10 protein-coding genes are annotated in these 13346 nt (G+C 64.0%); 3 read left to right on the top strand and 7 right to left on the bottom strand.

Features of this window, described 5'->3' with window-relative positions:
• The first annotated feature begins 76 nt into the window (after positions 1-76).
• Positions 77-808, top strand: a complete 732-nt coding sequence (locus KEM60_RS14555) for a TIGR03089 family protein (protein WP_219108513.1) — start codon at positions 77-79, stop codon at positions 806-808.
• A gap of 6 nt (positions 809-814) precedes the next feature.
• On the opposite strand, the gene KEM60_RS14550 is transcribed toward KEM60_RS14555, so the two are convergent.
• Entirely contained in the window at positions 815-1804 is a 990-nt protein-coding gene (locus KEM60_RS14550) for a peptidoglycan-binding protein (protein WP_219108510.1), read from the bottom strand.
• A 111-nt stretch (positions 1805-1915) separates the two neighbouring features.
• On the bottom strand, positions 1916-3940 hold the full coding sequence (locus tag KEM60_RS14545; protein ID WP_219108506.1) for a SpoIID/LytB domain-containing protein: 2025 nt from the start codon (positions 3938-3940) through the stop codon (positions 1916-1918).
• Positions 3941-4228: 288 nt separating this feature from the next.
• On the opposite strand from KEM60_RS14545, the gene KEM60_RS14540 reads away from it, so the two are divergent.
• Positions 4229-5689 carry a VCBS repeat-containing protein gene (locus KEM60_RS14540; protein WP_219108503.1) on the top strand — a complete coding sequence of 487 codons (1461 nt, stop codon included), beginning with the start codon at positions 4229-4231 and terminating at the stop codon, positions 5687-5689.
• 106 nt (positions 5690-5795) lie between these two features.
• Here KEM60_RS14540 and KEM60_RS14535 read toward each other — a convergent pair whose 3' ends face one another.
• The 5 genes from KEM60_RS14535 to KEM60_RS14515 all read right to left on the bottom strand — a co-directional run bounded on the left by KEM60_RS14535 (position 5796) and on the right by KEM60_RS14515 (position 12551).
• Complete coding sequence (locus KEM60_RS14535; RefSeq protein ID WP_219108501.1) at positions 5796-6782, bottom strand: Gfo/Idh/MocA family protein; 987 nt, start codon at positions 6780-6782, stop codon at positions 5796-5798.
• The gene (locus KEM60_RS14530; protein ID WP_219108499.1) at positions 6782-7870 is read right to left on the bottom strand and encodes a DegT/DnrJ/EryC1/StrS aminotransferase family protein; all 1089 of its coding nucleotides are present in this window, start codon (positions 7868-7870) and stop codon (positions 6782-6784) included. The genes KEM60_RS14535 and KEM60_RS14530 overlap by 1 nt, the downstream gene beginning before the upstream one ends.
• Positions 7871-8132: 262 nt before the next feature.
• The gene (locus KEM60_RS14525) at positions 8133-9422 is read right to left on the bottom strand and encodes a nucleotide sugar dehydrogenase (protein WP_219108497.1); all 1290 of its coding nucleotides are present in this window, start codon (positions 9420-9422) and stop codon (positions 8133-8135) included.
• 268 nt (positions 9423-9690) lie between these two features.
• Positions 9691-11001, bottom strand: coding sequence for an HD-GYP domain-containing protein (locus tag KEM60_RS14520; RefSeq protein ID WP_219108495.1), 1311 nt, complete (start codon positions 10999-11001; stop codon positions 9691-9693).
• The gene (locus KEM60_RS14515) at positions 10998-12551 is read right to left on the bottom strand and encodes an HD-GYP domain-containing protein (protein WP_219108493.1); all 1554 of its coding nucleotides are present in this window, start codon (positions 12549-12551) and stop codon (positions 10998-11000) included. The genes KEM60_RS14520 and KEM60_RS14515 overlap by 4 nt, the downstream gene beginning before the upstream one ends.
• A 646-nt stretch (positions 12552-13197) precedes the next feature.
• On the opposite strand from KEM60_RS14515, the gene KEM60_RS17040 reads away from it, so the two are divergent.
• Positions 13198-13272 carry a 50S ribosomal protein bL37 gene (locus KEM60_RS17040; protein ID WP_370626381.1) on the top strand — a complete coding sequence of 25 codons (75 nt, stop codon included), beginning with the start codon at positions 13198-13200 and terminating at the stop codon, positions 13270-13272.
• Positions 13273-13346 lie beyond the last annotated feature (74 nt).

Raw genomic sequence — 13346 nt, 5'->3', positions numbered from 1 at the left:
CCCTGGGAGGACCCCGGAACGCAGCTCACCGCCCGCTGTTCTCAGCTAGGCACCGAGAGGCAGTAGCGTGACCGCCGTGACCACGCCCCGAGACATCCTGCGCGCCCTTCTCGCCGACAACCCCACCCGTCCCCGTTTGACCTGGTACGGCCCCGCCGACGAACGTATTGAGCTCTCCGCCCGGGTCCTTGACAACTGGGTCACCAAAGCAGCCAACTTGCTCCTTGAGGAAGGTGACGTCACCACAGGTGACACCGTGTTGCTTGACCTGCCCCGTGGGCACTGGCGGGGCGTCTACTGGTCGCTGGCGACCTGGACCATCGGCGCCACACTCGTCCTGACCGAAGCTGAGATCGACGCACTTCCAGCCACCGATGTGCTCATCACCCACCGCGCCGAGGTGGCCGAACGCTCAACCGCTCCTTTGCGCATCCTCGTCACCCCGGCCGCATTAGCTCGGCGCTATCCGGGTGCCATGCCCATCGATGTCCTCGACGAGGCCGCGGATCTGTCGACGTACGGCGACCTCCTCATCGTTCCCACTCCCACCGAATCTCACCGGATCGCTCTGACCTGCGATGACGGGACGAGCTGGACGGGGGAGGATCTGGTGCCCGCCGCTCCCGCTGCCGGGGTACGAGTCCACCTTGACGCAGACACCGAGGTGTCTGCCACCGCGTTGCTGCGTGCGCCACTGGGGATCTGGGCGGGCGGAGGATCAGTGGTCCTCACCGCGACCGGGTCGCCTTTGCCTGCTTCCCGGATCGCGATGATCAGGCACGCCGAAGGTGTGGACCCTGCCCAGTGATCCCATTCACCGGCGCACCGAGCCAGGATCCAGCAACGACCAGGTGCGCTGATCGATCACCCCGGTGACGGCGATCCGGTGGGCTGACTGCCAGCGCCGCACCGCCATCCAGGTCGCGTAATCCACCCGGCCCGAGATGGAGACCCCCAAGAGCCGCTGGGCCATCGTGACCTCGGCTCCGCTGGCCCCCAGCACCAGACTCGGATGAGTGGTGCTCGGGGGCGGCTCCGATCGTGGACAGTCCTCAATATTTCGGGTGGTGTGGATGGGCGCTAACTCGCCGATATCCGCTCGGCAGGGCCCCTCGTCCCAGGTCGTCAACGCCACCCCGGTCCACCATGATGTCCGTTTCATCGCACCATCCCAGGTCAGTGAGGTGTGAATGTGATCGGTGTGAGGCACGGGACCCGTGTACGGCTGCCATCCCGCCCCGATGTCGTAGCTCCCCCAAATCCGGTGGTTCCAGATCAGATACATCACACCTAACCGACGGGCCACCATCCCGCCGTCGGCGGTGATCCAGCCGACGATCGCGTCAGCGATGCGTCGTTGGGCTGGATCAGCAGCATTCATCATGAAGTCCACGGCGCGGCCGTCTTTGTGCTCACTGGTGCCAGGCTCTGTACAGGCTCGGGATAATCCATATCGACCTGAGGGATACCAGGACTTCAACAGATCAGCGTAGGCAAGAGTGCCCGGTTTGTCGGTGGGGTCACAGCTGATCTGCGGGGTGTAGCCTGCAACCCGATCCACCGCCAACGGCAATGTCACCGGGGGCGTCGGAGGCGGTGGCGTCACGGCCGGCGGATAGCGGCGATCCGCAGCGAGTCGAGCGGCTTTACTACTCGTGACAGCTGGGGTGGCGGTGAATACCGGAGCTGCCGCTCCTGGTCCATAGGCCGTTGCCTGCCCTGCTGGCGTGACAGAGGTCATCGCGAGCGCGACCCCACCGGTCAGTGCCACCAGCAAGGGATGTCGATGCGGACGGGTCGCCATCGTTGTCCTTTCCAGGAACGCGACATGGTTTCCCCCACCGTCCCCATCGACAGTGTCTGCCATCTCTTGAGAGCCCTTGACCCCGCCGATCCCGTTCTTGGACCGAGGATCTCAGGAAACCGGTGAGCGCCCCTTCCATCCCTGGCCCACAATGGTGGTTTTCGGGAAGCCGCCCTGCCCGTTGCCGGAATACCGCCGTAAGGTCCCAGAACGGTCCAACGCCATCACGTCGGCTCGGCCATCATCATCAGCGTCGCCGATCGACCAGACTGCTCGCATGTTCTTCCAACCGTGACCAATCCGACGGGGCGCGGACAAACCACCCTTGCCATTACCGGATCGCAAGAACATCTCACCGCCGGTGGTGATCCCGATGATGTCCGGACGGCCGTCCCCATCGAAATCACCAGGCGCAACGAGCTGCGTCACTGACGCCCATCGCTCGCCCAGAGGGACCGGCGCTCCGAGGGTGTCCCCCAACCCAGGGATGAGAACCAACCGTTCGGTGGCGATGTCAATGGCGATGAGATCAGGTCGACCATCACCATCCCAATCTCCCGGGGAGATGAACCCGCGATACCCGTTCCACCCCTGACCGATCTGACGTGCCGGACCGAATCCGCCCTTGCCATCACCGGAATACCGCACGAGCCGCCCTTCGGGGGTGCGGGCGATCATGTCTGGACGGTCATCGCCATCCCAATCGCCGACAGCGATCATGTCTTTCATCTCAGCCCACCCGTGCCCAACCTGGGTGCCTTCGCCGATGCCACTGCCGTTGCCAGGAAACAACGACAACCGTCCCTGTTCGTCACGCGCCAGGACGTCAGCTTTGCCGTCGCCATTCCAATCGCGCACGCTCGCCGTCCCTGCTCCGGTGACGGTGAACCACGCGGAGCGCAGCCCCCACAGCACCCGCAGCTCCTCACCGGTGACTTCCACGGAACGCGCAGATCCTTCCAGCCTGGCGGTGAGGATGGGGCCGCCGAGGTCACCGCGCCCTTCCCTCGTCAAGATGACCACACGGCGAAACGTCCCGATGCCCTTCACGCCATCGAGCCGTGCCATGGAAACCGTGGAAACCCATGTGTTGGGAGAGCTTTTGAGCATCCCGTCGTAGGGGTCCTGCTTGGCGACCTGGTATGGCAGCGGGCCCGCAGCGGTCCACCCTCCGTTGGACGCAGAGAACTCAGCATTCACCAGCGGCGCATTCGTGCCGCTGCCGGCCCGTAGGACCACGCCAGCCGTCTGGGTAATCGCAGCGTCAGAGCGGGAATCTTCCCTCGTGGTGCGGGTACCCCCAGTGCGCTCGGCCACCCCGGCGTAAACCTGGCAGGTCGAGCTGCCACAGATGTCATACCAGGCTCCGGCTTCACGCTGACGCTGTCGGTACGCGGCGGCATATGTGCGGGCTGCTACTGCCTGAGCGGCCAGGGCCTGATGGTGCCAGGACGCGGGCATTTCGCTGGGCACCACTCCGCGCAGATAGGTCTCCATCGGCGTGTGGAGCACGGTGCGGACTTTCCCCTCAACCAGGGTCGCATGCAGATCGCCCCGGACTTCCTTCCAGGCTCCGCCAGGGAGCATGACAGCGACCACGCCATTGGCGCTGCGGAAAGCTACGTCATGGCGAAGCACCAGACCGACAGGAACGTAGGGGCGCCACGCTCCTTTCTGGTCTTGATGTTCCAGACGTATGGCGGCGCCGCCGCGGACCCGCCAGCGCTGATACGAGGCGCCGGTGGGAAGTGCTGTCTTGCCGGCAGCGGTGACCAGCTGTAGCCCCGACGCCGGAGCGACCGTCGTATCCCCGACGGCATCGTCCAGCGAAACCCGGATGGTGTCATCTGGCAGGTCACGTCGGCTGGTGCCGGGGTAATAAAAATCGAGAATCTGCCGGTAGTTCAATCCGGAAACAGAGGCAGCGCCATAGGCACCCCATTGACTCATCCCCCGGCCATGACCGTGGCCATGACCGGTGATCTGAACTCGATCAGAGGTCCCCCGGGGGACGACATCTACCGCATGGGCGAAGGAGGGTGCCAGCGCTTCACCGATCCCGGTTCCCAGACATGCCGCCATCGCCACAGTCGATACAGACAGACGTGCGGCACGTCGGCGGGGAAAAGAGATCATGTCTGGTCCTCCTCGGGTCGTGGGGTCACGGCACGTTGTCGTCGAGCGACCTGCGGGACGGTACATGAACGACGAGGGTCATGGGGAGAGAACAAGTTTCGGTGTCCTGAACGGATGATGCAAACTCCTCTGCCTGAGATCTCATCCCTGAGGTGGCGGACGTCAGATGACGTCCCGTCGGCGCAACGCGCCTGACATCTCCTGACCGCGCTCACCCTGCCCTACATGGATTATCTTGTCGCAGAAAGATTTTCCTCATCATCATTCAGAGCTGACCGATGGGATGCCATGCGTCCCCACCGCTCTGCCCGACACTGTTGTCTTGGTGCTCTCCTGACAGTGGCGTTCCTGAGCACACCATCCACAGGGTGGGCCGCCGTACCGGCACCGTTAGGCCTTGACGCATCGCTCACCCGTGCTTCCACCCGTTCGCAACCCAGCTTTGCCCCTTCAGCTGACATCTCTGAAGGGACGCTGCGGCAGCTCCCCACCGGGCAGGAATGCCCGACTGGCTTGCATCGTGCCGCGACCATCTACCGGAACGGCTTCGAAGACCGGGTGGTTCCCGGTGCGGACGCTACTCAAGGCTGGTCCGCGATCACCGGGGATGCGTACGGCGGAAGCACTTTCCTCCGGTCACGCATTGACTCGAAGGAACCCGCTAGCCAGCCCAACCCGCTGCCTTACTGGCCGCTGGCCCTGCCCATGCTGCGCGCCACCACTGACCGCACGATGCTGCGATATGCCATCCGGGGCACCTACCCTGAAGACGCTGCGTATGTGACCGTCAATGCGGCTTCCGGCTGGGTGTCGCCGAGCTCGACCTGGAGCACCCTCACCGTGGATGTCTCTGACGCGCTCACCGACGAGGACTCTATGCAGGTAGATATCCGCTTCAGCAATTACCCCGTCGAGACGGCCACCTCTTCCCAGGTGGACCTCGATGACGTTGAGATCTACACCTGCACCGATCACGCGCCACCGGCTACGACGGTCCGCGGCGATTTCACCGGTGATGGCATCGCCGACCTCGTCACCGTCGACCACGCGGGCGCCCTGCTCATCTGGCCAGGCACCGGGGCACTCACGGTCTCCACGCCGAAGACAATAGCCACCGATTGGCACGGGGTGAGCTGGATCGGCTCTCCCGGAGATCTCAACGGTGACGGCCATGCTGACATGCTGTCTCGTTCTGCCGCTGGTGACCTGCTGGTGCACGACGGAGACGGGACTGGTGGTCTAGCTCCAGGCCGTCGGATCGGTGTGCACTGGAATGCCATGAACGCCATCGTTCCGATGGGTGATGTCAACGGGGACGGGCTCGTCGACTATCTCGCCCGAGACGTTCGCGGGACGATTCGTCGCTACTGGATGACTGGAGTCGGCGGGACCCTGACTGGTGGCACCGTGGTCGGTACCGGTTTTCAAGGGTTCTCCTCGATTTTCAGCACCGGTGACACCGACGGCGACGGCCGCTGGGATGTCACCGCGATCATCGACACCGGAGAAATGCGGGTCTACACCACCCGTGCCAACGGCTCATTGTGGGGATATGGCCGGATGATCGGCACCGGTTGGCGCTTCCGCCAGGTCTCCAGCCCCGGGGACTTCAACCGAGACGGCAGAGACGATGTGGTCTCCGTCGGCCATGATGGTCGGATCGTGACCTACCCGGTGCTCGGCACTGGCGTGTGGGGACCCAGAGCAGTGTCACTCATCGATGCCCAGCGATTCCGGTTGGTGCTCTGATCGCTCATCCCGCGCCCAGACCCCAGACGTCATGCTGCGGCGACGTCCCTTTCCTGCACCTGAGCGGGTGGGCCTGCCACGCTGGCAGGCCCACCCGGACTGCAGGTCAGAGCTCGATAGTGGTCCCGGTCCGGGCGGACTCCAAGACAGCCTGTGCGACCCGGACTGTAGCCAAGCCCTGTGACATCGTCACGATGTCGGTGCTGTGCCCTAGCACGGCATCGCGGAAGGCTTCGTGCTCCAACAACAGTGGCTCTTTTTTGGCGAAGCCAAACCTGATGCTGTCGCCCTCAGTGACCCCGCGGAACTGAGCGACCCCTTCCCAGGGTGTCTCAACTGAACCGTTGGCGTGGAAAGTCAGATCGGCGGTGAGGGTGTCAACGACGAAGGCGCCACGCTCCCCCGTGATGACAGTGACCCGCTCCTTGAACGGAGTCAGCCAGTTGACCAGGTGGCTCGTGACGGTGCCATCGGCAAGCTGCCCGGTCACAGCAACCAGATCCTCGTGTTGACGCCCGCTCTTATACGCGGTGTGCGCGGCTACCCGAGTAAACGGCTGCTGGGTGACCCAGGCGGTGAGGTCAATATCGTGTGTCGCCAGGTCCATCACCACGCCGACATCAGCGATGCGGGCCGGGAATGGACTCTGTCGTCGTGTGACCACCTGATATACCTGCCCCAGTTCCCCCTCGGCGAGTCGCTTACGCGCCTGCTGCAGGGCGGGGTTAAACCGCTCGATGTGCCCGACCGCTCCGATTAGACCGGCATGCTCAAACGCGTCGGACAGCCGCTGCGCCGAGGCAGAGTCCTGAGCCAGGGGTTTTTCTACCATCGCGTGCACACCAGCGGCAGCGAGGGTCGTCCCGATCTGCTCGTGCAGGGCGGTAGGGACCGCGACCATGCAGTAGTCGATCCCCTGAGCGATCAATTCTTCGACCGTCGAGACCAACGGGCGGCCATTGGCGACCCCGTGCGGGTCACCATTGGCATCGGCCACAGCCACCAGATCGACACCGTCAAGCCCGGAGAGCACCCGAGCATGGTGACGTCCCATCATCCCGAGGCCGATGAGGCCAGCGCGCAGCTTTGCCATCACGCACCTGCCTTGACGAGGGTGTTGACCGCGGTGACGATGCGCTCCAGGTCCGCGGGGGTCAGGCTCGGGTGCACCGGCAGTGACAAGCACTCCCGAGCAGCTCGCTCCGTCTGGGGCAGATCAACGTCGACCTGGAACGGCTTCAATCGATGATTCGGCACCGGGTAGAACATGCCCGAGCCGATGTTGTACTCCTCGCGCAGCGCCTTAGCCAGACCATCGCGGTCATCGGCAACTCGGACGGTGTACTGGTGATAGACGTGGACGGCACCTGCAGCCACCGGCGGCGGGGTGACGCCTTCCAGGTGGGCTGAGAGGAAGGCAGCGTTGTCCTGACGTTGCTTGGTCCACGCGTCGACCTTGGTCAACTGGACCCGGCCAATCGCAGCGTGAAGGTCGCTCATCCGGTTATTCAGCCCGACGACCTCGTTGTGATACTGCATCTCCATCCCCTGGTTGCGGTAGAGGCGAACCAGTCGCGCGACCTCGTCGTCCGCGCAGGACACCATGCCGCCCTCGCCGGATGTCATGTTCTTCGTGGGGTAGAGGGAGAACATCCCGAATGTGCCGAAAGCCCCGGCAGGGGTCCCGTTCAACGACGCACCGTGAGCTTGGGCAGCGTCCTCGAAGAGAGCGATGCCTCGATCCTGGCAAAGCTGTTGGAAGGCTGGCATGTCAGCGGGATGACCGTAGAGGTGGACCGGCATCACCCCGACGGTACGTTCGGTGATGGCAGCGGCGACGGCCTGGGGATCCAGGCAGAAGCTGTCAGGTTCGATATCGACGAAGACAGGGGTGGCCCCGGTCAGAGCAACCGAGTTTGCTGTCGCAGCGAAAGTGAAGGAAGGAACAATCACCTCGGTGCCCGGGCCGACGCCAGAGGCCAGCAGCCCCACATGCAGGCCAGAGGTGCCGGAGTTCACCGCGACGCACTGCCGCCCCAACCCGAAGTGGGCTGAGAACTCCTCCTCGAAAGCCTTCACCTCCGGACCTTGCGCAAGCATGCCGCTGCGCAGCACACGAGTGACCGCCTCGACTTCCTCATCGCCGATCAACGGCTTGGCGGGCGGAATGAAGTCGCTCATGGCTGCTAGTGCCCCTTTCGGCGTACGGCGAAATGAGTTCGGTTGCCGAAGAGCGTGATCCTCCGAACCCACGGCCCGGTGACGTCACCTACGACGGCCGAGCGGGCGGCGCGCGGCGCGCGGCGCCACCACCGACTCTATCGAAGCCGACACCCCAGCGCAGAACGCCAACGGCACAGCCCACCTCATCGCGGGGATGCGGGAGCCCCGGCCGGACAACGCCCAGCCGGGGCTCTCTCGGATTCGTGCGAGGCGAACTACCTCAGCCCTTCCCGACGACCAGGAAGGTCACCTCCTGGAAGCGGGATGGGTCCAACGCCCGACGGCCATCGACAACGACCTTCACACCGGGCAGGTCAGCTGGCCCGAATTCCCGATACGACGCGTGGTCAGCCTGCAAGATGGCCACGTCCACCGGCGTACCTGCGTCATAGGGCTCGAAGCCCAGATCTGACAGCTCCTGCGCCGAAAACATCGGGTCATCGACGCACACATGGGCGCCCCTGGCCCGCAATGCCTCAACCGTGGGGAAAACCCCGGAGAAAGCCGTCTCCTTAACCCCACCGCGGTAACTCGCCCCCAGCACCAGCACCTTGGCCCCACTGAGATCGCCGTACGCCGCCTCAGCCAGCCCGACGGTATATGCCGGCATCTCCACGTTGGCCGCCCGCGCCGCGCGCACCACCGTCGCGTCAGGGTCGGTGTGCAGGTACAGCCGCGGATAGATCGGAATGCAGTGACCACCAACGGCGATTCCTGGACGGTGGATGTGGCTGTACGGCTGCGAATTACTCGCTTCGATGACCTGGTAAATGTCAATGCCCCGGCTCGCCGCGAACCGACCGAACTGATTGGCCAAGCCGATGTTGACATCGCGGTACGTCGTCTCGGCGAGCTTGGCCATCTCAGCAGCCTCCGCACTGCCTAGGTCCCACACCCCATTGGGACGGACCAGGTCAGGACGCTCATCGAAGTCCAGGACTGCTTCGTAAAACTCCTGGGCCCGTTGCGCCCCCGCTGGAGACAACCCACCGATCAGCTTTGGATATTTGCGCAGGTCAGCAAAGACCCGTCCCGTCAACACCCGCTCCGGGGAGAAGACCAGGTGGAAGTCGCTCCCCTCGACCAAGCCGGAGATCTCCTCAAGCAACGGCTTCCAGCGCTCCCGGGTCGTCCCCACCGGCAGTGTGGTCTCGTAAGCCACCAAGGTGCCAGGTCGCAGACCGCGGGCTATCTCTCGGGTCGCGGACTCCATCGCCCGGAAATCCGGGACTCCCTCGGCGTCAACGAACAAGGGCACCACCACGACCACCGCGTCACTCGCCGCCACTGCCTCCGCCGTACCGGTTGTCGCCTGCAACCGTCCCGCCGAGACCACCTCAGCAAGCAGCTCAGCCAGGTGCGCCTCTCCCGGGAACGGTTCAATACCCGAGTTGACCGTCTCGACGAGCTGGTGATTGACATCCGCTCCCCAGACCTGATGACCCTTGGAGGCGAACTGCACGGCCAACGGCAGGCCGATCTTGCCAAGCCCGACGACGGTGATCTTCACGATGGTGTCCCTCGGTCTCTCCGCCCGTGCGGAGGTGGTGGTCGACGACGGCCGCACTCCTACGGCCTGCTGGGCAGGTCCGGGTCCCCCGGACCAGGTGGAAGTGACAGCCTGGTGCGGCTCCACCCCAGGCGATCTTAGAGGCAGCGAGCGCATCCTGGACGCACGGCCCGGCTGGGCCGCACCGACCGGACAGACCGATATTGCGCCGATCCTGCTGTCTCCCAACCAGGTGCCCTGCCGACAAAGCAGCGGGGTCCTCGACTACTCAGCGATATCCCCCGACCACCGGATGCAGCCGGTCCAACACCCGGGTCAAGGCGTCCACCACCCGCGGGTCGTATTCATAGCCCAAACCAAGGTAGATCCGTTCCATCCCTGACCGACGTTCCTCCGGAAATTCTTCGCCCAGCCTGCCGCCATAGTCATCGAACGCATTGGCCACCTTGATGATCCGGGCACCAGTTGGCACCTCCGCACCTCCAGAGATCACCCGGTGATATGGCACCGCTTGTCCGTAGAGCAGGTCCGCCAGTCGAGCCAACGGTCCGCCCCTTCGAATGAGTTCGGCGCCCGAATCAGCAATGCGCTGCTGATCGCTTGGCGCGGCCTGCACGGTCGCTCCGGAGGGCAGCGGCCGACGAAGAGCGAGCTGTCCCAGGTCGTGGATCAAGGCAGCTGACACCACCGCTTCCACGTCTCGCTCGGACAGTCGCATCTCCCTGGCGATCAATCGGGAAAGTTCACTGACCCGCTGCGCATGGCCGGACAGGACATAACCGACGACCTCAGGCATGCCGGAGAGCGCCCGCAAGGACTGGTCATAGGTCTCCCGGACGTGCACGAACCGCCGCGCCGCAAAATCAGTGAGTCCCAGTAAGGCCAACACCATGGGCACGGCCACCAGCCCCAGCACCGACACCGTCATCGCCACCAGTGCTCCCGTCCCGGCAAGGGCAATCCCTGCGGAGAAGGTGGCTCGGATCTCATCGACCGGAATCCCTCGCCAGATCCCGTCCAGGTGAGGTTTCGGCCCGGACCGCAAGGGCACTTCGATCAGACCGGTGACGACCCCAATGACCACCAGCGACAACGCCAAGGCCCACCCTGGCCACGTCCGGCTTGCCGTCTCCAAAGTCTCCCCACGGAACAGCGGGAGTTCCCTGGCGATAGCGGCAGACAGGGCCACCGAAAAGAGGCGAATCGCGTTGTCCAACGCGATATCCGGATCGGACAGATTGACCCTACGGCGTAGGGCAAGGATCAGCAGCCCGCAGAGCTGCCCGCCGAGCGCGGTGACCACCACTTCGGAACTGGAATAGGTCACGAGGCGATCCGGGAGTCGCATTGTCACCGCCAACGCAATCTCCGCAGCCGCCGCCACCGCCGAGGTTTGCAGCCGACCCGGGATCTCCAGACGGAACTGCTCGCCGATCGCGATCACCACCAAGAACACCAGCAAGGTAGGCAGTTCCCCGGTGTGCACACCTCGCAGCGTGTCTCCCGGCATGAACACGTTCAGTACGGTGCACGAGGCCACCAGCAAGAACACTGCCCCCCAGGTACGACGAGCAGTCATGGCCGTGGCTCCGTGGGCCCTTGACGTAGCCATACCTGCGCGGGTTGTCCCGCTGCCCTTTCGAACGACGACGGCGGAATCGGCGTACCCACTGTCCTCTCTCCTCCCGGGGCGGCGCTCTCTGAGCTGCTCTCCTCAGCACGGACATCACGAGAGACCATCACTTCGTCGGCGATGACGTCAGACATCGCCGGCAGGGCGTGGTGATCCCACAGCCAGGTCGCTTCAACCACACGATCCTCATGCGCCGACCAGGACCGGGTTCGTAATGCCTGCGCTAGTGCGTCCAATACCACCGGATCCAGCTGGCCCCCAGCAGCCAATCTCAGCTCCGCGAGCGCAGCGTCCACTCCCAGAGCCTCCCGATCACCACGAGTCGTGGTCAACGCGTCAAAAGCGTCCGCGACCGCAAGGATTCTGGCGGGCAGCGGGATCAGATCACCGACTAGCCCATCGGGGTAGCCGCGGCCGTCGACACGTTCGTGGTGCCACCGAATGATCTGTGCCGCGTCGTCCAGGAAGTCCACTCCACTGACCACCCGGGAAGCCAGCTCTGGGTGAGTCAGTAGCGCAGCCATATTGGTGTAGGGAGCCCGACCGCCTCGGGAAGCATCGGTCTCCCGCAGCACCCCTTTCATGCCCAGATCATGCAGGGTGGCCGCGTAGCTCAAAGAGCGACGCTGTGGTTCGGTCAATCCCAGGACGCCAGCCATCATCTGGCAGAGCTCATCGACCCGACGAGCATGGACCGAGACCTTGCCGTCTGGGGAATCAGCGGCGGCGAGGAAGATCGACAAGATCCGTCCTCGCGCTCGGACTTCGTCGCCGTACTGGACATAGACGAACCGGGCGATGGTCAGCGGCGCTGCGATCAGCAGGACACTGACCGGACCGACTCCGGCAGGTTCCCAGAGAACCACGAAGAGGAAACCGATGATGCCGTACCCCAGGTAGAGGGGCACGAGTTCGCGGACAGCACCCCAGATCACTGTCCGAGGATGTCCCCCATCAATGCCAACCATGCCACTGAGGATGAGGACGTTGAGCAGGCACATCACCAGATCAGCTGCCAGGAGTGGCGCTCCGATTCCCACAAACAGGAAGGTCACGTCCCGGCTAGCGCCGCCACCTGGAGTGCCCAGATGTCCTCCGTTGAGCGCCTCGAAGACGATCCCCCCGCACAGCGCCATGACCCCCATCATTAAGCCGTTGAACATGGGCACGATGGACCACCCGTAGGTGCGGTCAATTAGCGCGATCAGTAGCCCTAATACCCCAGCTGACGTCGGTCCATAGAGAGCGAGGCAGGCCAGCAGGATCACGGTGGTGAAGGAACTCGCCGAGCCTTGTCCTGTGGTGTCGCGGGCCATGACGCTGACCACCGCCAGACCAAAGAGCACCCCTAAGCCAGCGAGATGATCGGCGCGCACAGCGCCACGATCCCCAATGATGACGATAAGGGAGATCCATATCACCGCGAGTGCGACGACATAAGCAAAAGGTCCCCACGACGAACGTGGGGACCTCCCAGCAGAGGCTGAATCATTCATCAATGACCTCGCCGGGGCTCTGGCGCGATGTCATCAAGACGCGACGGGCGCCCACCACCAGGTACGGCGGCCTACAGACTGCTTTGTGGTCATCTCAGACTCCTTTGTGTCTCGGGGCTGACGAGACGGTACGAGGGGAGGTGTCTTCTTCAGGAGCGAGAACCGTCCGTGTCGTCCTCGTTCCCGGGAGCATGACGGGGCCGCCAGCTCCGCGGTGCGACGATGGTCACTTTGTGAGTGACGCTTCGGCCGCATGACATAATCTTGACAGCTTTTGAAGCTTTCGTCGACATTCAAAGCATGTTCATGGCCAAATTATACTAAAGATTGGTCAAGAGCTTCCGAGAGGTTACTTCATCTCGGACGTCCGTATTAATCAGAGCGTGAGAACTACTCAACGCCACGCCACACTGATCGGGCACTTCTGAACGTCCGACCTGAAAACAATGACATCGCTGCAGGCGCTCAGCGATTCATTCTTCTAGCAGCATAAGCCGCGACAGCCCGTCACAGTGGGGATGACGGCACGGACATGTTTCCAGGCCCTCCCGGTGGATGTGGGAGACTGAACCGATGTCCGCCGCCCTGGCGACGATCCGGCGACACCACCCCGGCGTCGCCGAGGCCACCTGACGAGGAGCACGACATGAGCAAGCGCGCCCGTAAGCGCCGCGACCGCAAGAAGAACAAGGCCAACCACGGCCGCAAGCCCAACGCCTGAGACCAGGTGCGGCTCGGGGATCGGGACGACCCTGGTCGGCTGGCCCCATGAGGAGGGGGCGACCATCCGTGACG

It is taken from the genome of Austwickia sp. TVS 96-490-7B, assembly GCF_019331795.1.
In the GTDB taxonomy this organism is placed as follows: domain Bacteria; phylum Actinomycetota; class Actinomycetes; order Actinomycetales; family Dermatophilaceae; genus Austwickia.
This window is presented reverse-complemented; position numbering and strand designations above follow the sequence as displayed.